This is a genomic window from Amycolatopsis sp. CA-211722 (assembly GCF_056828465.1).
This window is the reverse complement of sequence record NZ_CP184752.1, coordinates 4010099-4032261: the sequence shown is the minus strand read 5'-3', so window position 1 is coordinate 4032261 and position 22163 is coordinate 4010099. Positions and strand designations below refer to the sequence as shown.

At 71.2% G+C, this 22163-nt stretch carries 20 protein-coding genes; 11 read left to right on the top strand and 9 right to left on the bottom strand.

The window, feature by feature from the left end; genetic code table 11:
• The first annotated feature begins 159 nt into the window (after positions 1-159).
• Positions 160-366 (top strand): CbtB domain-containing protein, encoded by a 207-nt coding sequence (locus ACOCEP_RS19590; protein ID WP_034312940.1) that lies wholly within the window; start codon positions 160-162, stop codon positions 364-366.
• Between the two features lie 14 nt (positions 367-380).
• Positions 381-1136, top strand: coding sequence for a CbtA family protein (locus ACOCEP_RS19585; RefSeq protein WP_482339080.1), 756 nt, complete (start codon positions 381-383; stop codon positions 1134-1136).
• 63 nt (positions 1137-1199) lie between these two features.
• Here ACOCEP_RS19585 and ACOCEP_RS19580 read toward each other — a convergent pair whose 3' ends face one another.
• Complete coding sequence (locus tag ACOCEP_RS19580; protein WP_482339078.1) at positions 1200-2660, bottom strand: cobyric acid synthase; 1461 nt, start codon at positions 2658-2660, stop codon at positions 1200-1202.
• Complete coding sequence (locus ACOCEP_RS19575; protein ID WP_482339077.1) at positions 2657-3589, bottom strand: cobalamin biosynthesis protein; 933 nt, start codon at positions 3587-3589, stop codon at positions 2657-2659. Before ACOCEP_RS19575 ends, ACOCEP_RS19580 begins: the two co-directional genes overlap by 4 nt.
• A 36-nt stretch (positions 3590-3625) precedes the next feature.
• Here ACOCEP_RS19575 and ACOCEP_RS19570 point away from each other — a divergent pair, with 36 nt between their 5' ends.
• The 3 genes from ACOCEP_RS19570 to ACOCEP_RS19560 are packed head-to-tail and all read left to right on the top strand — an operon-like array spanning position 3626 to position 5997.
• The gene (locus tag ACOCEP_RS19570; RefSeq protein ID WP_482339075.1) at positions 3626-4231 is read left to right on the top strand and encodes a bifunctional adenosylcobinamide kinase/adenosylcobinamide-phosphate guanylyltransferase; all 606 of its coding nucleotides are present in this window, start codon (positions 3626-3628) and stop codon (positions 4229-4231) included.
• Between the two features lie 9 nt (positions 4232-4240).
• Entirely contained in the window at positions 4241-5254 is a 1014-nt protein-coding gene (gene cobT / locus ACOCEP_RS19565; protein ID WP_482339073.1) for a nicotinate-nucleotide--dimethylbenzimidazole phosphoribosyltransferase, read from the top strand.
• Positions 5251-5997, top strand: coding sequence for an adenosylcobinamide-GDP ribazoletransferase (locus ACOCEP_RS19560; protein WP_482339071.1), 747 nt, complete (start codon positions 5251-5253; stop codon positions 5995-5997). Before cobT ends, ACOCEP_RS19560 begins: the two co-directional genes overlap by 4 nt.
• Here ACOCEP_RS19560 and ACOCEP_RS19555 read toward each other — a convergent pair.
• Together ACOCEP_RS19555 and ACOCEP_RS19550 are read right to left on the bottom strand one after the other, a co-directional pair.
• Positions 5910-6605: a hypothetical protein gene (locus ACOCEP_RS19555; RefSeq protein ID WP_482339069.1), complete on the bottom strand. Its 696-nt coding sequence runs from the start codon at positions 6603-6605 to the stop codon at positions 5910-5912. The genes ACOCEP_RS19560 and ACOCEP_RS19555 overlap by 88 nt on opposite strands.
• Positions 6606-6669: 64 nt before the next feature.
• Positions 6670-7062 (bottom strand): MerR family transcriptional regulator, encoded by a 393-nt coding sequence (locus ACOCEP_RS19550; protein WP_482339067.1) that lies wholly within the window; start codon positions 7060-7062, stop codon positions 6670-6672.
• A gap of 64 nt (positions 7063-7126) precedes the next feature.
• Here ACOCEP_RS19550 and ACOCEP_RS19545 point away from each other — a divergent pair, with 64 nt between their 5' ends.
• Complete coding sequence (locus ACOCEP_RS19545; RefSeq protein WP_482339066.1) at positions 7127-7999, top strand: NAD(P)-dependent oxidoreductase; 873 nt, start codon at positions 7127-7129, stop codon at positions 7997-7999.
• Here the strand turns inward: ACOCEP_RS19545 and cobC are convergent.
• Genes cobC through ACOCEP_RS19525 form a run of 4 tightly spaced genes read right to left on the bottom strand, consistent with a single transcriptional unit; the run spans position 7969 to position 12875 of the window.
• Positions 7969-8985, bottom strand: coding sequence for an Rv2231c family histidinol phosphate aminotransferase CobC (cobC, locus tag ACOCEP_RS19540; RefSeq protein ID WP_482339064.1), 1017 nt, complete (start codon positions 8983-8985; stop codon positions 7969-7971). The two genes, ACOCEP_RS19545 and cobC, sit on opposite strands and share 31 nt — an antisense overlap.
• Positions 8978-10312: a cobyrinic acid a,c-diamide synthase CobB gene (locus tag ACOCEP_RS19535; protein ID WP_482339063.1), complete on the bottom strand. Its 1335-nt coding sequence runs from the start codon at positions 10310-10312 to the stop codon at positions 8978-8980. The genes cobC and ACOCEP_RS19535 overlap by 8 nt, the downstream gene beginning before the upstream one ends.
• A complete protein-coding gene (gene cobO / locus ACOCEP_RS19530) occupies positions 10306-10920 on the bottom strand; it encodes a cob(I)yrinic acid a,c-diamide adenosyltransferase (protein WP_482339061.1) in 615 nt (204 codons plus the stop codon). The genes ACOCEP_RS19535 and cobO overlap by 7 nt, the downstream gene beginning before the upstream one ends.
• Positions 10920-12875, bottom strand: coding sequence for a putative cobaltochelatase (locus ACOCEP_RS19525; protein ID WP_482339059.1), 1956 nt, complete (start codon positions 12873-12875; stop codon positions 10920-10922). The genes cobO and ACOCEP_RS19525 overlap by 1 nt, the downstream gene beginning before the upstream one ends.
• Before the next feature lie 59 nt (positions 12876-12934).
• Between ACOCEP_RS19525 and cbiE the strand changes: the two genes are divergently transcribed.
• The 5 genes from cbiE to ACOCEP_RS19500 are packed head-to-tail and all read left to right on the top strand — an operon-like array spanning position 12935 to position 19702.
• Positions 12935-14074, top strand: coding sequence for a precorrin-6y C5,15-methyltransferase (decarboxylating) subunit CbiE (gene cbiE, locus ACOCEP_RS19520; RefSeq protein ID WP_482339057.1), 1140 nt, complete (start codon positions 12935-12937; stop codon positions 14072-14074).
• Entirely contained in the window at positions 14071-14832 is a 762-nt protein-coding gene (cobM, locus tag ACOCEP_RS19515; protein WP_482339056.1) for a precorrin-4 C(11)-methyltransferase, read from the top strand. The genes cbiE and cobM overlap by 4 nt, the downstream gene beginning before the upstream one ends.
• The gene (locus ACOCEP_RS19510; protein ID WP_482339054.1) at positions 14829-15824 is read left to right on the top strand and encodes a Gfo/Idh/MocA family protein; all 996 of its coding nucleotides are present in this window, start codon (positions 14829-14831) and stop codon (positions 15822-15824) included. Before cobM ends, ACOCEP_RS19510 begins: the two co-directional genes overlap by 4 nt.
• Positions 15821-16564, top strand: a complete 744-nt coding sequence (locus ACOCEP_RS19505) for a cobalt-precorrin-6A reductase (protein ID WP_482339052.1) — start codon at positions 15821-15823, stop codon at positions 16562-16564. The genes ACOCEP_RS19510 and ACOCEP_RS19505 overlap by 4 nt, the downstream gene beginning before the upstream one ends.
• Positions 16565-16597: 33 nt before the next feature.
• Positions 16598-19702 carry an arabinosyltransferase domain-containing protein gene (locus tag ACOCEP_RS19500; RefSeq protein ID WP_482339050.1) on the top strand — a complete coding sequence of 1035 codons (3105 nt, stop codon included), beginning with the start codon at positions 16598-16600 and terminating at the stop codon, positions 19700-19702.
• A gap of 98 nt (positions 19703-19800) precedes the next feature.
• On the opposite strand, the gene helR is transcribed toward ACOCEP_RS19500, so the two are convergent.
• The gene (gene helR, locus ACOCEP_RS19495; RefSeq protein WP_482339048.1) at positions 19801-21975 is read right to left on the bottom strand and encodes an RNA polymerase recycling motor ATPase HelR; all 2175 of its coding nucleotides are present in this window, start codon (positions 21973-21975) and stop codon (positions 19801-19803) included.
• Positions 21976-22163 lie beyond the last annotated feature (188 nt).

The following is a 22163-nucleotide window of genomic DNA, read 5'->3' as shown; positions in this document are numbered from 1 at the left end:
GTGGCGACCTACGCTCGACCGGCCAGACGACGGCACCCGGAACGCGGTGAGAATCCGCGCGGTCGCGCCACTGTGACCCCGAGCCATCGGGGAAGCCAGACCCGGAGCCGTCGTGACAACCCCTGAAGAGGCCGCGCTAGCCCGAGGAGGTCCACCGCCATGTCCGAAGCGGTAGCCGCAGTACCCGTCCCCGTCCGGATCCCCGTCCGCGAGATCCTGCCCTGGGCGGTGCTCGTCATCCTCCTTTCGCTGATCACGCTGTACTTCGTCAGCGCGGAGCAGGGTGCGGTGTCGGTGTTCGCGAACTCGTACGTCCACGAGTTCGTCCACGACGGCCGGCACCTGCTGGCCTTCCCCTGCCACTAGGCGGCACGCGCCCCATGATGAGGACCTTGCTGGTCCGCGGCATGCTCGCGGGCCTGGTCGCCGGTGTCCTGGCGACCCTTTTCGCGTATTTCTTCGGTGAGCCTTCGGTCGATGCCGCCATCGGTCTCGAAGGCTCCGCGGCTCATTCGCACAGCGCTCCGGGTGCCCATGAACACGCTCCTCCGGAAGCGGAGGAAGAGCTCGTCACGCGCGGCGTGCAGAGCACCGTCGGCCTGCTGACCGGCGTCGGCCTGTACGGCGTCGCCGTCGGCGGGCTGTTCTCGCTCGCGTTCGCCTTCGTCTACGGGCGCCTCGGCACCCTGCGGCCGCGGGTGACCGCGGCTCTGCTCGCCGGCGGCGCCTTCGTGGTCGTGTTCCTGGTGCCGTTCCTGAAGTACCCGGGGAATCCGCCCGCGGTCGGCCAGGCGGGCACGATCGGGAGCCGGACTTCGCTGTACTTCGGGTTCGTCGCGCTTTCGCTGCTGGTCGGCGTCCTCGCGGCGGCGTTCGGCCGGAAGCTGGCCGACAGGCTCGGCGCTTGGCGCGGCGGCCTGATCGCCGCGGGCGGGTATGTCGTGCTGATCGGGGTGGCGGCGGCTCTGCTGCCGTCGATCGACGAGGTCCCCGACGGGTTCCCGGGTTCCACGCTGTGGACCTTCCGGCTCGCTTCGGTCGGGACGCAGGTGGTGCTCTGGACCGCGCTCGGGCTGGCCTTCGGGGCCTTGGCCGAGAAGGCGCTGAAGCACAAGGAAGCCGTGCGGGTCAGCTAGGCGTTTCGTCCTCTGAATGCGGTAGTTGCATGCGCAAGGACCGCATTTAGAGGACGAAACGCGTCAAGGGACGCCCGGCGGCACGAAGGGCAGGCCGCCGGGGGCGCCGTCTTCGATCAGGCGCAGCAAGGACCCGGTGTCGACGTGCTCTTCGACGGCGTCGGCGAGCCGGTCCAGCATGGACTCCCGCAGCGCGCCGAACCCCGGCGCCCCGGCGGCGGGTGACCAGTCCGCCACCTCGCCCAGCCAGGCACGGCGGAAACCGTCGTTCTCGAAGGCCCCGTGCCACATCGTGCCCCACACCGCGCCCCGCCGGTATCCGTCCAAAAAGGACTCGGCGGGACCGGTGGCGGCCACGGTGCCGTGGTGGATTTCGTACGCCTCCACGGATTGCCCGCGCCACGATCCCCTCGGCCGGGCCAGCACTTTGTCGGCACTGAACGAGACGCGGGTCGGCAGCAGGCCGAGACCGGGGACCGTTCCGGCGCCGGATTCGACGTCGTCTTCGATCTCCGCGGCCAGCATCTGATAGCCGCCGCAGATCCCCAGCACCGGACGTCCCGCCTCGGCCCGTGCGCGCACGGCGTCCGCCAGGCCGCGCGCACGCAGCCACGCCAGGTCGTCCACGGTCGCCCGGGAACCCGGCAGGATCACCACGTCGGCGGAACGGACCGTGTCGGGATCGGCGGTCAGCGCGACAGAGACCCCGGGTTCGGCGGCGAGCGCGTCGACGTCGGTCGCGTTGGAGGCCCGCGGGAACCGCACGACGGCGACCCGCAGAGACCCGCCGGAGGCGCCCCAGCCCGCGGCCGCGAGCGCGTCCTCCGAGTCGATCCACACCTGGTCGAGCCAGGGGAGCACGCCGAAGACCTCGCGGCCGGTGAGCTTTTCCAGCGTCTCCAGCCCCGGCCGCAGCAGGCCGACGTCACCGCGGAACTTGTTGACCAGCCAGCCCGAAACCAGCGCCTGGTCTTCGGCGGACAGCAGGGCGAGAGTGCCGAACATCGCGGCCATGACGCCGCCGCGGTCGATGTCACCGACGACGACCACGGGCAGGCCGAAGCGCCGTGCCAGCCCCATGTTGACGTAGTCGCCTTCGCGCAGGTTGATCTCGGCCGGGCTTCCCGCGCCCTCGCACAGCACGACGTCGAAACGCTTTCGCAGCGACGAGAACGTGTCGAAGGCGATCTCCGCGAGCCCGGCCCGGCCCGTGGCGTACTCCCCCGCTTCCAGCGTGCCGAAGGGTTTCCCGAGCGCGACAACGTGGCTGCGGCGGTCGCTCCCGGGTTTCAGCAGTACCGGGTTCATCGCGGCTTCGGGTTCGACGCGGGCCGCCCGCGCCTGGAGCCACTGCGCGCGGCCGATCTCGGCGCCGTCCGCGCACACCATCGAGTTGTTCGACATGTTCTGGGACTTGAACGGCGCGACCCGCACGCCCCGGCGCGCGAGCCAGCGGCACAACGCGGCGGTGACGAGGCTCTTGCCCGCGTCCGACGTCGTCCCCGCCACGAGCAGGCCGCTCACCGCGTGACCGCCACCGCGACGGCGAGCGCGGCGAGACCGACCGCCCTCGACAGCCGGACCGCGCGGCGCACGTCCACCGGTTCCGGCTCACGGCCGTCACCGAGGACGCCGCGGCGTTCGGTGCGTCCGCCGTAGCTGTTCGTCCCGCCCAGCTTGATCCCGAGCGCGCCGGCGAAGGCGGCCTCGACCTGGCCCGCGTTGGGACTCGGATGGTGCTTCCCGTCGCGGCGCCAGATCCGGAACGCAGGTTTGGCGAAACCGCCGGCCAGCGGCGCCGACGCCACCGTGAGTGCCGCGCCGACCCGGGACGGCACCAGGTTCGCCAGGTCGTCCGCCCGCGCCGATGCCCAGCCGAAGTTGGCGTACTTCGGCGATCGGTAGCCCACCATCGCGTCGAGCGTGTTGAGCGCGCGGTAACCGAGCAGGCCGGGGATCCCCGCGACCGCGCCCCACAGCAGCGGCGCGACGACCGCGTCGGAGGTGTTCTCGGCGATGGACTCGGTGGTCGCCCGCGCGAGCTGTTCGGTGTCGAGCCCGGTGGCGTCGCGGGCGCACAGATGCGAAAGCCGTCGCCGCGCGCCGGGCAGGTCGCCGTCGTCGAGCAGATGAGCCATGCGCGTGCCCTCGGCCGCGAGCCCCTTGCCGCCCAGAACCACCCAGGTGGACGCCGCGGTGAGCGCGAACCTCGCGAAGGGACGCTTCCGCGTCAAGAACTGGGCCGCGACCCCCAATCCGGTGACCGTGCCCGCGCAGACCGCGGTGTACGCCGCGCCCCGCACCTTCGAATCGGCGTGAACCCGCTGTTCGAGGGCGTGCGCGGCCCGGCCGAAGCCCGCGACCGGATGCCACTTCCGTGGATCTCCGAACACGGCGTCGGCGACGTAACCGGTCACGAGTCCGGCTGCGGTGGCGGCTTGTCGGAGTGGCACGTGGCGAACGGTAGCGCGTGCACGAGAATGCGGGGTATGACCAAGCTGACGCATCGCCTCGCGAAGGTCCTGGAGACCCTCGCGCGGGCACTTCGCCGCTATTCGCGCGACGACGGCAAGGTGCTGATACTGGGCGGCGTCCGCTCTGGGAAGTCACACCACGCCGAGCGGCTCGCGTCCCGCCACCCGCACCTGACCTACGTCGCGCCCGGGCTGCCGCCGAGCGCCGAAGATCCCGAATGGGCCGCCAGGGTGGCCGCGCACCGCGCGCGGCGGCCGAGCCACTGGAAGACGGTCGAGACCACCGACCTGGCCACGGTGCTGCGCACGGCGACGCATCCGCTGCTCATCGACTGTCTCGGCACGTGGATCAGCCGGGTGCTCGACGAGGTCGGCGCCTGGGAGCAGCGTAAAGGCTGGGAGCGGCGGCTCGACGACCGGCTGGAGGACTTCCTGGCGGCGTGGGAGCAGGCCGGCGTGCCGGTGATCGCGGTCAGCAACGAGGTCGGCAGCGGTGTGGTGCCCGCGACGGTGTCCGGACGCGTTTTCCGTGATGTGCTGGGCGCGCTGAACAATCGGGTCTCCGCGGTGTCCGACCGGACCGTGCTGGTCGTCGCCGGACGGATGCTCGACCTGCCTTAGGGAGTGCCCATGCGTATCGCCACCCCGGACGCCGCCGCCGAAGCCGCCGCGCGCGCCAGACTGGACGGCCTGGTCAAGCCGCTGGGTTCGCTCGGACGGCTCGAAGACCTGGCCGCGTGGCTCAGCGCGGCGCACGGCGTCGTCCCGCCGCGGCCGCTCGACGACGTCCGTGTGGTCGTCTTCGCCGGTGACCACGGGGTTTCCGGGATGTCGGCGTATCCGCGCGAGGTCACCGCGGCGATGGTGCGGGTGTTCCTGGCCGGGAAGAGCGGCGTCAGCGTGCTGGCCGGGCTGGCCGGGGCGAAGGTGCGGGTGCTGGACATCGCCGTGGACTGGGACGGCGCGGACGTGCCCGCCGAGGTCACCGCGCACAAGGTCCGGCGGGGCTCCGGTTCGATCGACGTCGAGGACGCGCTCGCCGAGGGCGAGGCGCGGACGGCGTTCGAGCACGGGCTGGCGATCGCGGACGAGGAGATCGACGACGGCGCGGATCTGCTCATCCCCGGCGACATGGGAATCGGCAACACGACGATCTGCGCGGCCGTGGTCGCCTCGATGCTCGGCCTTCTCCCGGAAGACGTCGTCGGGACGGGCACCGGGATCGACGCGGACGGGCGGGCGCGGAAGCTCGCGGTCGTCGAGGCCGCGTTGATCCGGGCCGGTGCGGTGAAGGACCCCTTCACGTCGCTGACCGCTCTCGGCAGCGCTTGTCTCGCCGCGACGGCGGGCTTTCTCGTGCAGGCGGCGGTCCGCGGGGTTCCGGTACTGCTCGACGGCGTCTTCTCCGGGGCCGCCGCGCTCGTCGCGCGTGACATCGCGCCGGGCGCCGAACAGTGGTGGCTGGCCGGGCATCGGTCGACCGAGCCGTCGCAGGCGTTCGCGTTGAAGGCGCTCGGGCTGGAGCCGATCCTCGACCTCGGGCTGAGGCTCGGCGAGGGCAGCGGCGCCGTGCAGGCGGTGCCGACGCTGCGGGCGGCGCGGGCGATCCTCGCGGACATGGGCCTGCTGGCGGATCTGGCTTGATCGCCGACGCGCTGAAGATGGCCGTCGGCACCCTGACCACGGTCCGGGTGCCGGCGCCGGGGCGGATCGACCGGCGGGTGGCTGGCGGCGCGATGGTGCTCGCCCCGCTCGCCGTCCTGCCGCTCGCGGCCGTCGCCTCGGTGATCGTCTTCTTGGGCGAGCTGATCGGCCTGCCCGCGGTCGCGTCGGCGGCGCTCGCGCTGGGCGCGGTGGCACTGGGCAGCCGCGGCCTTCACCTGGACGGGCTCGCCGACACCGCGGACGGGCTCGGCGCTTCGTACGACCGCGCACGAGCGCTGGAGGTCATGCGGCGCGGGGATTCCGGGCCGACCGGGATCGCGACACTGGTGCTGACGTTGCTCGTGCAGACCGGCGCGCTGGCCGGGGCGATCGCGGCCGGGCACGGGATCGCGGCGGTCGCGGTGGCGGTCGTCGCCGGACGCGGGGTGCTCTCGCTGTGCTGTGCGCGCGGTGTCCCCTCGGCACGGCCGGAAGGACTGGGCGCGACCGTCGCCGGTTCGGTACCGGTGTGGGCGGCGGCGGTGGTGTTCGTCGTGCTCGCGGGCACGGCGGCACTGGTACTCCCGTGGTGGCAAGGGCTCGCCGCGGTGGCGCTGGGCTATCTGGCCGCGGCGGCGCTGCTGGCACGGTGCGTTCAGCGGCTGGGCGGGATCACCGGGGACGTGCTCGGCGGCTGCGTCGAGGTCGCCGTCGCGGGGGTCCTGCTGGCTTCGTCCTTCTGAGGAACCGCCAGTTTCTCGTCGATCTCCGGCAGCCAGAACGCCAGCTCGAAGGTCTTCATCCCGGCCCAGAGCCCGAATTTCCGGCCCTGCGAAACCAGCGTGAGCGACGCGAACAGCAGCAACGCCGCGATCACGGCGGCGATGAACGGATGCTTGCCGGCGAAGATGTCGACGATCCCGGCGACCGCCCCGGCCAGCAACGGCGGCGCGCAGTTGCGCACCATGAGCCCGGACGCGCGCAGCCGCGTGACGTCGGCCGCGACCTCCTTGTCGTGCAGTTGCAGCGCGCACAGCAGGAGATGCGGGTTCTCCTTCAGGAACGCTCGGTCCTCGGCCGCGGGCATCCGGCGGACGAACTCCGCGGCGGCGTCCCGGTTCCGCCTGCGCGGCACGATCCGCTCCAGCGCTTCGCCGAGCGGATAGGCCAGGTAGCCCAACAGGAAGCTGAGGACCACGATCACGACGACCAGGAGCACGGTCGGCACCCCGCCGACGCTCGCCGCCGTCAGGAGGTGGAGTTTCGTCCCGAGGTAGCCGAAGAACGCGACGTACAGCGCGCCGGGGATGGTGTAGGCGAAGAGGTCGAAGACGCCGATCGCGAAGTTCACCGGCTCATCCAACCACTTCGAGGGCCTGCTCGGTCGTGAGTGGCAATGACGGTTCTAACCGTCCTTACCGCTCACGAGCCAGCGCCGCGGCCACCTCGTCGGCGTGCGGCACGGTCGCGGCGATGATGCCGTCCAGCACCTTCCGCGTCGCCGTCATCTCGTCGATCGCGCTGGTGATCCGGTCCCGCTCCCGGTACAGCTCGGGCAGCAGATCGACGCAGGCCGGCGCCAGGCCGTCCCCCAGATCGATCATGCACGGCAGCACCCCGGCGATGGTCGCGGTGCCCAGCCCCGCGGACAGCAGGGTGCGGATGTTGCGCACCCGCGCGACATCCGCTTCCGAATACTCGCGGTACCCGCTCGGCCTCCGCACCGGATGCAGAAGCCCTTGTTCCTCGTAGTAGCGGAGCAACCGCTCCCGCACGCCCGTCCGCCGCACCAGCTCACCGATCCGCATGAGAACAACCATTACACGATCGGGAGTTGACTCTCACATCGATGAGAGACTTTAGCCTTGCCCCATGACCGATCAGAACCTCCCGGTGACCGTCGTCGGACTCGGCCCGATGGGCGCCGCGCTCGCCACCGCCCTGCTCGACCGAGGTCACGACGTGACGGTGTGGAACCGTTCCCCCGGCAAGGACGGCCCGCTGGTGGCGAAAGGCGCCAGGCGGGCGGACGACATCGTCGACGCGGTGTCCGCGAGCCGTCTGCTCGTGGTCTGCCTCGCCGACTACGACGCGCTGTACTCGGCGCTCGGCCCCGCGAAGGAAGCCTTGCGCGGCCGCGTACTGGTGAACCTCAATTCCGGCACCCCCCAGGAAGCGAACGAGGCCCTCCGATGGGCCGAGCAGCACGGGACGGGCTATCTCGACGGCGCCATCATGGTTCCCCCCGCGATGGTCGGCCACCCCGGCTCGGTGTTCCTCTACAGCGGTGCCGCCGAGGTTTTCGAGGAATACAAGGAAACCTTGGCCGATCTGGGCGATCCGGTCCATCTCGGCGCGGAACCCGGCCTCGCCGTCCTGTACAACACCGCGTTGCTGAGCATGATGTACTCCTCGCTGAACGGTTTCCTGCACGCCGCCGCGCTCGTCGGCAGCGCCGGTGTCCCGGCGGCCGGATTCACGAAGCTCGCCGTGGACTGGTTCCTGCCCTCGGTGATCGGAGAGATCATCAAGGCCGAGGCGCCCACCATCGACGAACGTGTGTACCCCGGTGAAGCCGGTCCCCTGGAAATGAACGTCACGACACTGAAGCACATCATCGGGACCAGCCGGGAGCAAGGCGTCGACACCGAGATCCCGGTCCGGAACAAGGAACTTCTCGACCGGGCCGTCGCCGCCGGATTCGGCAAGAGCGGCTACTTCTCGGTGACCGAACTGTGGAGGTGAGCCAGGAAAGCGTCCACCGTCTCCCGGTCCCGCACCGCGATCCGCAGGTACCGCGCGTCCAGCCCCGGGAAGGTGTCCCCGCGGCGGACGGCGAAACCTCGCTCCCGCAACCGTTCCCGGACGGCGTCGGCACCGGGGAGCCGCACGAGCACGAACGGTCCCCGAGGCTCGCCGAGCACCTCGACACCGAGCGCGGTCAGGCCCGAAACCAGGTACTCCCGATCTGATTCCGCCGCCACGGCCAGCTTTTCGGCTTCCTCCAGTGCGGCCGGACGGCAGCACGCCTCCACCGCGACGGCGGCGAGCGACGACACCGACCACGGCGGCTGGACCGCGCGCAGGCGGTCCACAATGGACTCTTCTGCCAGGACGTACCCCGCGCGCAGCCCGGCGATCCCCCAGGTCTTCGTCAGGCTGCGGAGGACGGCGAAACCCGGTCGTCCCGCAACGCTTTCGGTCTCGCCGGGGACGGCGTCGAGGAAGGCCTCGTCGACGACCACCAGCCGGCCGGGGCGGCCGAGCGCGAGCAGGTCCGCGGCCGGATGCAGGACGGAAGTCGGGTTCGTGGGGTTCCCGACGAAGACCAGATCGGCTTCCTTCGGAACGTCGCCCAGCCGGAAGCCGTCTTCGGGCGACAGCACCACCCGGTGCACGGCGTGGCCTGCCGCGCGCAGGGCGGCTTCGGGTTCGGTGAACTGCGGGTGCACGACCACCGCGTACGACGGCCGCGACGCCGTGGCCAGCAACGTGAAGGCCTCGGCCGCGCCGGAGGTCACCAGCACTTGGGACTCCGGCAAACCGTGCCGCCGTGCCACCGCGGCCGTGGCGGCGGTGACGTCCGGATAGGCCGCCAGATCGTCCAGTGCCGCCGCCAGTTCGGCGCGCAACCACGCGGGCGGCGCAGGCAGGCGGACGTTGACCGCCAGATCGACGAGACCTTCGCCGACCTCGCGATCGCCGTGGTGCCAGAGGTCGTAGTCAGCCATGAGCGCGCACCGCGGCGGCGAACCGTTCGGCGAGTTCGGGATACCCCGCCCAGTGGACGTGCAGGTACGACGCGTGCAGGGACGCCGAAGCGAAACCGTCAGGGGTGCGATCCCAGCCCCACGCCGGTGTCGGACCGCTGCCGGGTTCGATGATCGTGCGATGGAATTCGTGCCCGGTGACGCGTTGGCCCGCGACGGCGAGCACGCTGTCGGCGGGCGCGAAAGCCTTGCGGTAGCCGAGTTTCCCGCGTTTCGTCATGGTGGCCGAGGCGTCGAGGACGCCGGTCATCGGTGTGCCGTCGATGTCCTGGCACAGGTACAGCAGCCCGGCGCACTCCGCCACGACGGGCATTCCGTCGCCGACGGCCCGTGCGACCGCGGTCCGCAGTGGGACGTTCGCCGACAGCTCCTCGGCGTGCACTTCGGGGAAGCCACCGCCGAAGTACAGCCCGGCGCAGCCTTCAGGAAGTTCTTTGTCCTGCAACGGATCCACATCGACGACGTCGACACCCGCGGCGGCGAGCAACTCGACGGCCTCGGTGTAGCGGAAGGTGAACGCGGGGCCCGCCGCGGCGGCGACCACCGTACGGCGTCCGTCATACGAGAACGGGGGCCGCCAGGGCTCCCCCGAAAGCCGGGAAGCCGACCGCGCCACCTGCACGATCGCGCCGAGGTCCACGCCCTCGCTGATCCACGCGGCCAACTCCGGCAGCAGCCGTTCCGACTCGGTCGCCCGTTCCGTCGCCGGGACCAGACCGAGGTGACGGCTGGGCGCGTGGATCTCTTCGTTGCGGTACAACGTTCCCAGCAGCGGGACACCGGTCGCCTCCAGCGCGGTGACGATCTCGTCCGCGTGCCGCTGCGAACCCAGCTTGTTGAGGATGACACCGGCAAGCCGCACGCGGGTGTCGTACTGCGCGAACCCCAGCACGGTGGCGGCGACACTGCGCGACGCCGCCGAAGCGTCCACGACCAGCACCACCGGCGCGTCCAGCAACCGGGCGACATGCGCGGTCGAGGCGTACCCCTCGGTGCCGAGCGCCCCGTCGAACAGGCCCATCACGCCTTCGATGACCGCGATGTCGGCACCGGCGGAACCGTGCCGCAGCAACGGGATCAGCCGGTCCTCGCCCTGGAGGAACGGGTCGAGGTTGCGCGGCGGCGCTCCGGTGGCGAGCGCGTGGTAGCTCGGGTCGATGAAGTCGGGCCCGACCTTGTGCCCGGACACCTTCAGCCCTCGCGCGCGCAGCGCCGCCATCAGGCCCGCGGCGATCGTGGTCTTGCCGTGCCCGGAACCGGGGGCGGCGATGACCACGCGGTTCACCATTCGATGCCCCGCTGGCCCTTTTGCCCGGCGTCCATCGGATGCTTCACCTTCGTCATCTCGGTGACCAGGTCGGCCGCCTCGATCAGTTCCGGGGGCGCGTACCGGCCGGTGATCACCACGTGCTGGTGTCCGGGGCGCGCGGTCAGCGTCGAGACGACGTCGTCCACTTCGAGCCAGCCCCATTTGAGCAGGTAGCTGAACTCGTCGAGGACGTAGAAGTCGTGGGTTTCGGCGGCGAGACGGCGTTTGATCTCGGCCCAGCCCTCACGCGCGTTCTCGGCGTGATCCTCCTCGGAACCGGACTTTCGTGCCCAGCTCCAGCCTTCGCCCATCTTGTGCCACTCGACCGCGCCGCCCTGCCCGGTGTCCTCGTGCAGCTTGCCCAGCGCACGGAACGCGGCTTCCTCGCCGACACGCCATTTCGCCGACTTGACGAACTGGAACACGCCGATCGACCAGCCCTGGTTCCACGCGCGCAGCGCCATCCCGAACGCGGCCGTGGACTTGCCCTTCATCTCGCCGGTGTGCACGGCGAGCAGCGGGCGATTACGGCGCTGCCGGGTGGTGAGGCCGTCGTTCGGCACCGTCTCCGGTTTGCCCTGTGGCACTACGCCGCCCTTCCCGAGATCCGCGTGCGGACAGCGCCCGCGAGGGTGTCGGCGGCGACCTCGGCGACCGGAACGTGCTCCGCGCCAAGGTGTTCCGCCAGTTCCGCGGCGAGCCCTAGCCGCATTTTCCCGCTCTCGCAGTCCATCACGACCGAGGTCACGTTCCCGGCCAGCAGCCCGGCCGCCTGCCGCGCGCGCTGGACGGCGTCGGCGCCGCTGGTCGCGCGGCCGTCGGTGACGACGACGAGCAGCGGGCGCCGCACCGGATCACGGACCGCCTCGATCCGCAGAACCCTTGCCGCTTCGAGAAGTCCCTCTGCCAGCGGCGTCCGGCCGCCGGTCGCGAGACCGTCCAAACGGGACGCCGCGGCGTCGACACTGATCGTCGGCGGAAGGGCCAGCTCGGCGCCGGAAGCGCGGAAGGTCACCAGGCCCACCTTGTCGCGGCGCTGGTACGCGTCCAGCAGCAGCGACAGCACGGCGGTCTTGACCTCGCGCATCCGCTGCCGCGCGCCCATCGAACCGGACGCGTCGACGCAGAACAGCACCAGGTTGCCCTCGCGCCCCTCCCGCCGCGCGAATCGGAGATCCTGGGGCCGCACCACGAGCCCGGCACCGTTGCGTCCACGGGACCGCTGATGCGGCGCGGCCGCGCGTACGGTCGCGAGCAGATGCGGATGCCCGTCCTTGGTCCCGGCCGGCTGGACGCCGATGGTCCGCCCGTTGTCGGTGATCGCCCGCGACCGCCGCCCGGCGGCACCCTCGCCGGTGCCCTTCACCTCGAAACGCCTGGCGCGGAAGGCTTCCCCGGCCCCGACCGGCTTCTGGTCGCCACCGCTCCCGCCGCTTGACGGCTCCTGGCCACCTTGCGAGGGCGGCGGGGCCTCACCGCCCTCGGGCGGGGCACCGGAACCGGGACCGTCGTCGTCGGGACCGGGCCCTTCCGGTTCGGCGTCCTGCAACGCCTGCTCCAGTTGCTCCTCGGAGATCCCGGGCGCGTCGAAGGGATTGCGGCGACGGCGGTGCGGCAGCGCGAGCCGGGCCGCGACCCGCACGTCGTCGGTGGTCACCTCGGTGCGCCCGGCCCATGCGGCGTGCGCGACCGCGGTCCGCGCGGTGACGATGTCCGCGCGCATCCCGTCGACCTCGAACGACGCGCAGACCTCCGCGATCTGCCGCAGCGCGTCGTCCGGAAGTTTGACCGACGGCAGAAGCCGTTGTGCCGCCTCGATGTCCGCGGCGAGTTCGGCGTCGGCCGCGGCGTACTGGCCGGCGAAACCGTCGGGGTCCGCCTCGTAGGCGAGCCGCCGCCGGACGACCTCGACCCGCAGTTCGGGATCCCGGCTGGACGCGACCTCGACGGTGAGCCCGAAGCGGTCCAGCAGCTGCGGCCGCAGCTCGCCTTCCTCGGGGTTCATGGTGCCGATCAGGACGAACCGGGCCGCGTGCGACACCGAGACACCCTCGCGTTCGACGGTCGCGCGCCCCATGGCGGCGGCGTCGAGCAGCGTGTCGACCAGGTGGTCGTGCAGGAGGTTGACCTCGTCCACATACAGCAGCCCGCGATGCGCGGCCGCGAGCAGACCGGGCTGGAAATCGGTGACGCCGTCGGTGAGCGCGCGTTCCAGGTTCAGCGAACCGATCACGCGGTCTTCGGCCGCGCCGACCGGCAGCTCCACCAACCGCGCGGGACGACGGTGGGCGGGCGAGCCCTCCGCGTGCGGGCCGTCGGGGCAGGCCGGATCGGGCTCGACGGGATCGCAGGAGAACCGGCACGCGTCCACGACGTCGACGCCGGGCAGGAGCCCCGCCAGCGCGCGCACCATGGTGGACTTCGCCGTGCCCTTCTCCCCGCGCACCAGCACCCCGCCGACGGCGGGCGAGATCGAGGAAAGCACCAGCGCCAGGCGCAGATCCGGCATCCCCACAACGGCGGTGAACGGGTACGGCTTCACAGCTCTCCTGTCGTCGACGACCTCCGGCCGATCATCGCACAGGAAATCCGTCATCTACCGTGACGAACGTGCGCGAAAAATCACCCCTGACGGTCGTCGGGATCGGGGCCGACGGCTGGCCCGGCCTGTCCTCGCAGGCCAGGGAAGCGGTGCTGAACGCCGACGTGGTCGTGGGCTCGCCGCGGCAGCTCGCGTACCTGCCCGCCGGGATGAAATCCGAGCCCTGGCCCAGCCCGCTCCTTCCCGGGCTGGACACCTTCCTCGCCGAGCGGGAAGGCCGCGTCTGTGTGCTGGCCAGCGGCGATCCCCTGCTGTCCGGCATCGGCACGACGCTCATCCAGCGCGGCTACGACGTCGAGGTCCTGCCCGCGCTCTCCTCGGTGACGCTCGCCCGCGCGCGGCTCGGCTGGGCGGCGGAGGAGACCGAGGTGGTGACCGTCGTCGGCCGCGCGATCGCCCGGGTGAGCCGCGCGCTCGCGCCCGGCCGGAGGATCCTCGTCCTCGGTGCGAACGCCGAAGACCTGCTCGACCTGCTCAAAGCCCGCGGTTACGGCAAGAGCCGTGTCACCGCGCTGTCCGACCTCGGCGGCCCCGACGAGCGCGTCGGCCCCGGCTCGCTGACCGTGTTCGCCATCGAGGCCGACGGCCCCGCGCTGCCGCTGACCGGGCTGCCGGACGACGCCTTCGAGCACGACGGCCAGCTCACCAAACGCGACCTGCGCGCGTCCGCGCTGGCCAGGCTCGCGCCGACGCCCGGCGAGCTGCTGTGGGACGTCGGCGGGGGCGCCGGCAGCGTCGGGATCGAGTGGTCCCGCGTGCATCCCCTGAACCGGGCGATCGCGATCGAGCGGTCGCCCGAGCGAGCCGCCAGGATCACCCGGAACGCGCACGCGCTCGGCGTACCGGAACTCGATGTGGTGACTGGCGCGGCACCGGAAGCCCTCGAAGGGCTGACCACTCCGCAAGCCATCTTCATCGGTGGCGGAGTGACCGTGCCCGGTGTCCTGGACGCCTGCCTGGCGACCGGCGCGCGGATCGTGGCGCACGGCGTGACCCTCGAATCCGAACAGGCCTTGGCACGCGCGTACGGCGAACACGGCGGGGAGCTGATCCGCGTCGCCGTCGAGCAGGCCGCGCCGCTGGGCGGATTCACCGGCTGGACCCCGGCGCGAGCCGTCACACAGTGGAGCAAACCTTGACAGTGCACTTCATCGGCGCCGGTCCGGGTGCGGCCGACCTCATCACCGTACGAGGCCGTGACCTGCTCGGCCGCTGCGAGACCTGCCTGTACCCCGGGAGCATGACGCCGACAGCGCTCTTGGAGTACTGCCCTCCGGAGGCGGTGCTCATCGACACCGCGAATCTCGACCTGCCCGCGATCGTCGAGCGCATGGTCGAAGCGCACGGGAAAGGCCACGAGATCGCGCGGCTCTGCTCGGGCGATCCGTCGATCTACAGCGCCGTCGCCGAGCAGATGCGCCGCCTCGACGCCGCCGGCGTGCCTTACGACGTCACGCCGGGCGTGCCCGCGTTCGCCGCCGCGGCCGCGCTGCTCAACCGCGAACTGACCGTGCCCGAGGTCGGGCAGAGCCTGGTCATCACGCGTGCGCAAGCCCGGTCCACGGCCATGCCACCGGGGGAAACGCTGGCGAACTTCGCGCGCACCGGCACCACCCTCGCGCTGCATCTGGCGATCAACCGCATCGAGCAAGTAGTCGACGAATTGCGGCCCTTTTATCGAGAGAACTGCCCGGCGGCGGTGGTGGCGCTGGCGAGCCAGCCGGGTGAGCAGGTGCTGCGCGGCACGCTCGGCACCATCGCGGCGCGGTCCCGCGAGGCCGGGATCACCCGCGCGGCGATGATCTTCGTCGGGGAAGTCCTTGCCGCGGAAGGGTTTCCCGACAGTTTCCTGTATTCGGCCACCCGTGATCGCGCCAACCAACCGGAGTCGTTGTGAAGAGTCTTCGCTGGGGCCTGCTGGCCGCCGGGACCATCGCCGCCGAGTTCGCGGCGGGCGTCGAAGAGAGCAAGCACGGCGTGCTCGAAGCGGTCGCCGCGCGATCCGGCGATCGGGCGGCCGAGTTCGCGAGCCGCTTCGAGATCCCGAAATGCTACGGCGCCTACGAAGATCTGCTCGCCGATCCGGACGTCGACGCGATCTACATCTCGACGCCGCATCCGCTGCACGGCGAATGGGCGATCCGCGCGGCCGAGGCGGGCAAGCACATCTTGTGCGAGAAGCCGCTGACCGTGTCCGTCACCGAAGCCGAGAAGGTCATCGAAGCCGCCCGCGCGAACGACGTCTTCCTCATGGAGGCGTTCATGTACCGGCTGCATCCGCAGATCCGGCGGCTGGCCGAGCTGATCTCCTGCGGCGCCATCGGTGAGGTCCGCGCCGTGGACGTCACCTTCAGCTACAACTTCGCCGTGCCCCGGCTCACCGATCCCGCGCTGGGCGGCGGCGGGATCTTCGACGTCGGCTGCTACTGCACGTCACTCGCGCGGCTGATCTCGCAGGCGGCGACCGGGCAGGACGTCGTCGAGCCGGAAGAGGTGCTCGGGATGGCGAGGCTCGACGAGAACGGCGTCGACGAAGTCGCGTTCGGGCTGCTGCGGCTGCCCGGCGGGATCCTCGCGCAGCTGGCCTGCGGTTTCCAACTCACGCAGGACGACCACATCCGCGTGTACGGCTCGGAAGGGCAGCTGTACGTGCCGAAACCGGCGTGGATCCACGAAATGCGCAAGCCCAAGACGTCACAGATCGTGCTCACGCCGGAAGACGGCGAGCCCGAGGTGATCGAGGTCGAAGCGACTCAAGGCCTCTTCGCTCGCGAGGCCGACCATGTCGCCACGCACCTCGCGGACCGGCAGGCGCCCGAACTCACCTGGGCGGAGACGCTCGCGAACCTGCGCACGCTGGAGCGGTGGCGCGAGGCTGTGGCCCGATGAAGCTGCTGATCCTGGGCGGCACCGGCGAAGCACGCGACCTCGCGAAGGAACTGGTGGCGCGCGGCGAGCACGTCGTGTCGTCGCTCGCGGGCCGCGTCGCGCGTCCGAAGCTGCCTCACGGCGAGACCCGCGTCGGCGGCTTCGGCGGCCCGGCGGGCCTGGCGCGCTGGCTGACCGAGAACGACATCGACGCGGTGATCGACGCCACGCATCCCTTCGCCGAACGCATCGGCGCCAACGCGGCCGTCGCGGTACGGGAAACGGGCACCCCGCTGCTCAGGCTCGCCAGGCCCGGCTGGACCGAACGGCCCGGCGACACCTGGCACTGGGCCGACGACCTCGGCCACGCCGCGCGGCTGCTCCCGGCGCTCGGCGAACGCGTGTTCCTCACCAGCGGACGGCAAGGCCTCGCCGCCTTCGCCGGGCTGGATCTCTGGTTCCTGATCCGCTGCGTCGACCCGCCCGAGGTGCCGCTTCCCCACCGTCACGAAATCCTGCTGGACCGCGGTCCGTACACGGTGGAGAAGGAACGCGCGCTCATGGAACGGCACGGCGTCGAGGTCCTCGTCACCAAGGACAGCGGCGGCGGGATGACCGCGGCGAAGCTCACCGTGGCCCGGGAGCGGGGGCTTCCGGTGGTCGTCGTCCGGCGGCCGTCACGACCGGAAACGGCCAGCGTGACGACAGTCCAGGACGCCATAACCTGGTTGAGCGGCACGGCGAAGGGCAGCCCTGCGTAAGCCGTTCGGAGCAGACCCGTTAGCGTTGCGCCGATGCGTCTGATCGCTGTCACGCTGGGGTTGCTGTCCGCCTTGTGCGCGTTGGCTTTCCCCTTCCTGCCGGTGGTGCAGGACACAGCGGAGGTCGTCTGGCCAACGGGCGGCGACACCCGCTCCGTCAACGCGCCCTTGACCGGGTACTGGGCGCAGGACCTGCGCGTCGACCTGCCGTGCACGACCGTCCGGTCGTTGGACGCGCGTTCGCAGGGCCAGGCACTGTTGTTCTCCACCGTGCCCGACGGCCGCACCGACCCGCGCGCGGGCAAGGGCGTCGGCCTGCAGCTGCGGATCGACAACGGCGTGCTGCTCGCCTCCAGCCAGGGGCAGCAGATCGTGCAGCAGCCGCTTCCGGAGAACAACTGCGACGTCAAGCTCCGTGCGGACGCGAACCAGATGACGGTGACCGTCGCCGAGACCGTGGTGTTCCACGCCGAGGGCGACGTCCGGCCGCGCCTGGTCGGGATCTACTCGTCGATCAACGGGGGCAAGGACCCGATCGCCGGACTGCACGTCTCGGTCGTCCCCGACACCCGCTACCAGACCTCGCCGACCGTGTGGAAGTGGATCGTCGGCGTCATCGCGGCGCTGTCGTTCATCGGCTGCCTGATCGCGGTGTGGCGGATGGACTCCGGATTCGCCCGCCGCGCGCCGCGCTGGGCGCCGGTCGGCTGGTGGCGGCTGACCGCCCGCGACGCGACGGTGATCATCGCGCTCGGCGCGTGGGTGTTCATCGGCCCGGTCACCTCGGACGACGGCTACATCCTCACGATGTCGAGAGTGGCCGAAGAGACCGGCTACCTCACGAACTACCACCGGTGGTTCGGCGTCGCCGAGGCGCCGTTCGGCTGGTTCTACCACGTGTATCAGCTGATGGCGCACGTCAGCACGGTGCCGCCGTGGATCCGGCTCCCGTCGTTCGTCCTCGGCGTGCTGAGCTGGCTGCTGATCAGCCGCGAGGTCATGCCGCGCCTGGGCACCCAGGTCCGCACGAGCCGCGCCGCCGGCTGGGCCGCCGCCGCGGTCTTCCTGGTCTGGTGGATGCCGTTCAACAACGGGGTCCGGCCGGAACCGGTCGCCGCGCTGGGCTCGCTGCTGGCGATCTGCGCCGTCGAGCGCGCGCTGGTGACCCGCCGTCTGCTGCCGTTGTGCCTCGGGCTCACCGCGGCCGGCTTCACCCTGGCCGCGACGCCGACCGGGCTGATCGCGGTCGCGCCGTTCCTGGTCGCCGCGCGCCCGCTGTACAAACTGGTCCGCCAGCGCGCCGAGAACGGCTGGCTGCCGGTGCTCGCGCCGGTGCTGGCCGCCGGGCTGCTGGTGCTGGTCGTGGTGTTCGCCGACCAGACCTTCGCCACCGTGCAGGAGGCGACCCGGATCCGCACCCTGGTCGGCCCCAACCTGTCGTGGTTCCAGGAACTCGCGCGGTACCAACTGCTGTTCGAAAGCCTGCCGGACGGCTCCGTGCCACGCCGGTTCCCCGTGCTGCTGGTGCTGCTGTGCACCGGGACCTGCCTGGTCGTGCTGCTGCGCCGCGGCCGGATCCCCGGCGCCGCGCTCGGCCCCAGCCGCCGCCTGATCGGCACGGTCGCACTGTTCTTCCTGCTGCTGGCGCTGACCCCGACCAAGTGGACGCACCACTTCGGCGCGTTCGCGGCGGTCGGCGCGGCGATGGCGGCCTTGACCGCGCTGGCGACCAGTTCGACGGTGCTGAGGTCCAGGCGCAACCGTGCCGCGTTCCTCGCCGGGCTGCTCGTGGTCGGCGCGCTGGCCGCGACCGGGCCCAACTCGTACTGGTTCGTCTCGAAACTCGGCGTGCAGTGGACGGCGGTGGCGCCGTCGATCGGCGGGATCCAGCTGTCGACGATCCTGCTGGTCGCGGCCGCGATCTCCGGGGTGTACGCGTTCGTGGAGAACGTCCGCGCGCACCGGCCCGGTCTCCAGGCAGGACCACAGGAAGGACGGAGCCGGTCGCTGCGGCTCGGTTCGCTCTCGCTGGTGGTCGTCTGCGGTCTGATGGCCACGGGCGAGTTCGTCAGCATGGCGTGGGCGATCCACAACCAGTCGGGGTCCTACAGTCTCGGCGCCGCGAACTTCGGGCATCTGTTCGGCAAGAGCTGCAACCTCTCCGACCACGTGATGGTGGAACGCGACGCCGCGACCAGCATCCTGCGCGCCCAGTCCGAACAGCGGACGGTGCCGGTGAAGAAGGAAGAGCCGCCCGCCGGGCAGACCCCGCCGCCGCTGCCCGATCCCGAGCAGGACAACGGCCGTGTGCAGACCGGCTTCCACACCCGCGCGATCGACGACAAGGATCCGCTGGCCGAGCCGCCGCACGGGTTCAAACCCGACGAAGTCCCGATGTGGAGCAGCTTCCTCGACCCCGAGACGCGGGCCGGACGGCTGCGCAGCGACTGGTACGCCCTCTCCGAGAAGCCCGCCGACGGCCAGATCGTGGTCGCCACCGCGGGCGCGGCCCGGCGGCCGACGTCGGTCAGCCTCGACTACGGCGTCAACACCACCGAAGGCGTGAAGGTCGTCCGCAGCCAGTTCGTGCTGCCGCCGGGCGCCGGGACCAACGGCTGGAACGACACCCGGATCAACCTGCGCGACCTTCCCCCCGAAACGACGTCCGTGCGGATCAACATCGTCGACAACGACCTCACCGAGGACGGCTGGATCGCCGCGTCCGCGCCGCGCGTGCCGACGTTCACCACGCTGACCGAGAAGATCGCGGGCAAGCAGGTGTACGTCGACTGGCCGGCGTCGTTCGTCTACCCGTGCGTGCAGCCGGTGACCTCGCACGACGGCATCTCGAAGATGCCCGACTACCGGATCACCCCGGGCACCGTCGCCGACGAGGCGAACTGGGCGTCCAGCACCAACGGCGGCCCGATCGGCTGGCTCGAAGAGGTCGCGGCCGAACCCGAGGTGCCCAGCTACCTGATCGGCCAGCCGAGCCAGTCGTGGGGCCAGCTGCTGCAGGTGGAACCGTTCACCGAGGGGATCGCGCCGACGATCGTCCACGGCGAGAAGGTCGTCCCCGGCTGGTGGTCGCCGGGTCCGGGACCGCGGCAGCCGAACGGCAAGGACCCGACGCGCTAGGCGTCACTCGCGTGCTTGAACGCGTAACTCACGTGATTGGAGGCGTAACTCGTGAGTTACGCCTCCAATCACGCGAGTGCGGCCTCTGATCACGCGAGTTACGCGTTCAGGCCCGCCAATGCGGGCGGCAGCGGAGCCTCGTGCAGGACGCCGAGCCGCTGCGTAGCGCGCGTGAGCGCGACGTAGAGCTCCGCGGCACCCCGCGGGCCGTCGGCCAGGATCCGTTCCGGGTCCACGACGAGGACGGCGTCGAACTCGAGACCCTTCGTCTCCGACGCGGGCACTGTGCCCGGCACCCCGGGCGGGCCGATCACGACGCTGGTGCCTTCACGCCCGGCCTCGTCCTTCACGAACTCCTCGATGGCGCCGGCCAGCGAATCCGCGCCGACCCGCCGCGCCCACGGCCGGACCCCGTTGGACCGGACCGACTCCGGCGCCCGGACCTCGGGCGCGAACTCGGCGAGCACCGACGCGGCGACGGCCATGATCTCCGCCGGGGTGCGGTAGTTCACCGTCAGCGACCGGTAGACCCACCGGCCCGGCACGTACGGCTTCAGCATCGCGTCCCACGACCGCGCCCCGGCCTCGGACCGGCGCTGCGCCAGATCCCCGACCACGGTGAACGAGCGGTTGGGGCAACGCCGCATCAGCACCCGCCAGTCCATTTCGGACAGTTCCTGGGCCTCGTCGACCACGACGTGCCGGTACGTCCAGTCCCGGTCGGCGGAGGCCCGTTCGACGAGACTGCGCGTGTCGTGCTCCACGAACCGGTCGGCGAGTTCGTCGGCGAAGAGCAGGTTCTCCGCCGAGAGCATGACGTCCTCGTCCATCTCCTCGCGGTCGAGCTTCATCGTGTCGAGCACACCTTCGGCGTACTCGGCCTCGGCCTTCTTCTCCCGCGCGAGCGCCATCTCGGCGGCCTTGTCCTCCGCCTTGTCGCGGCCGAGCAGGTCGACGAGTTCGTCGAGCAGCGGCATGTCCGACACCGTCCAGGCCTCCCCCTCGGCGCGCAGCAACGCCTGGCCGGCGCCCGCCGCGCGAAGCCGCTCCGGGGACGAAAGCAGTGAGCCCAGAAGGCTTTCGGGCGTCAGGATCGGCCAGAGCGCGTCGAGCGCGGCGGTGAAGGTCTCGCTCTCCGCCAGCTCCTTCAGCAGGTCCTTCCGCAGCCGCTCCCATTCGTCGCGGTCGTCGCGGCTGAGCCAGCCGCGCCCGATCCGCGCGATCGCCCGCTCGGTCAGGACGTAGGTGACGATGTCGGTGAACGTCCCGCGCGCCTCGTTGTGCGGCAGGCCGCTCTTGCGCGCCTCGTCCCTGGCCCATTCCGCGGTCTCGGCGTCGATCCGCACGGTGACGTCGGCGAGGTCGATCAGCACCGGCTCCTCCGGCAGCCGCTGGCGATCGGCGACGGCGGCCTTGAGGACGTCCAGCATCTTCAGCGAACCCTTGAGCCGCGTGGCCTCCGGGCCGTCCTCGGCGGTGACGTGCTTGCCGGGGACGAAATCGCCGGTGGTCATGAACACCACGTCGGTCTCGCCCAGTGACGGCAGGACGCGGCCGATGTGGTGCAGGAACGCCGGATTCGGGCCGACCACGAGCACGCCGTGGCGTTCCATCCGCTCCCGCTGCGTGTAGAGCAGGTACGCGACGCGGTGCAGCGCCACGACCGTCTTCCCGGTGCCCGGCCCGCCTTCGATCACCAGCACCCCGGGGTGTTCGTGCCGGATGATCTCGTCCTGTTCGGACTGGATCGTCGCGACGATGTCCCGCATCCCCTCGCCACGCGGCGCGTTGACGGCCGCGAGCAGCGCCGCGTCACCCTCCGCGTCGCCGCCCGGACGGCCGAACACCTCGTCGGTGAAGCCGAGCAGCTCACGCCCATGCGTGTGGAACTGACGGCGGCGGCGCATCTTCTCCGGCGTCGCGGCGGTCGCGGTGTAGAACGGGCGCGCCGCCGGCGCCCGCCAGTCGAGCAGCACCGGTTCGTAGTCGTTCTCCTCGTCGAAGAGCCCGATGCGGCCGATGTACGAGCTCTCCCCCGCGAGACTGTCCAGCCTGCCGAAGCACAGACCGTTGTCGACGACGTCCAGCCGCCGCGATTCCCTGGCCAGCGCGCGCACCTCGACGTCGCGTTCCATGGCCGTCCCGCCGGTCCCGCCCAGCGCCGCCTGGAACTCCCCCTTCACCCGCGCGCGTTCGGCGTCCAGGCGCGTGTAGAGCCCGGCGACGTATTCGCGTTCGGACCGCAGCTCTTCTTCATGACCCTGAGTTGACACAGACTCCCATTTCGCCAGGTTTCGGCTACGGCGAGTGAGTCTGAGGCATCACCGGGGTCTTGTGGCAAGTCCCCCCATGCGCTATATGTTTATTACGGAGGGAGTTACTCCGTCTCTTTTTCCGGCCAGTCGGGCCATCGTCCACGTAAGTCGGCGGCGTTCCTTTGCCGAGACTCGGGACCCATCGC

Excerpts from the sequence above, each read along its gene's own strand:
- ACOCEP_RS19590 (WP_034312940.1), top strand. The coding sequence starts at position 160 with ATGTCCGAAGCGGTAGCCGCAGTACCCGTCCCCGTCCGGATCCCCGTC.
- ACOCEP_RS19585 (WP_482339080.1), top strand. The coding sequence starts at position 381 with ATGATGAGGACCTTGCTGGTCCGCGGCATGCTCGCGGGCCTGGTCGCC.
- ACOCEP_RS19570 (WP_482339075.1), top strand. The coding sequence starts at position 3,626 with ATGACCAAGCTGACGCATCGCCTCGCGAAGGTCCTGGAGACCCTCGCG.
- cobT (WP_482339073.1), top strand. The coding sequence starts at position 4,241 with ATGCGTATCGCCACCCCGGACGCCGCCGCCGAAGCCGCCGCGCGCGCC.
- ACOCEP_RS19550 (WP_482339067.1), bottom strand. The coding sequence starts at position 7,062 with ATGCGGATCGGTGAGCTGGTGCGGCGGACGGGCGTGCGGGAGCGGTTG.
- ACOCEP_RS19545 (WP_482339066.1), top strand. The coding sequence starts at position 7,127 with ATGACCGATCAGAACCTCCCGGTGACCGTCGTCGGACTCGGCCCGATG.
- cobC (WP_482339064.1), bottom strand. The coding sequence starts at position 8,985 with ATGGCTGACTACGACCTCTGGCACCACGGCGATCGCGAGGTCGGCGAA.
- ACOCEP_RS19535 (WP_482339063.1), bottom strand. The coding sequence starts at position 10,312 with ATGGTGAACCGCGTGGTCATCGCCGCCCCCGGTTCCGGGCACGGCAAG.
- ACOCEP_RS19505 (WP_482339052.1), top strand. The coding sequence starts at position 15,821 with ATGAAGCTGCTGATCCTGGGCGGCACCGGCGAAGCACGCGACCTCGCG.
- ACOCEP_RS19500 (WP_482339050.1), top strand. The coding sequence starts at position 16,598 with ATGCGTCTGATCGCTGTCACGCTGGGGTTGCTGTCCGCCTTGTGCGCG.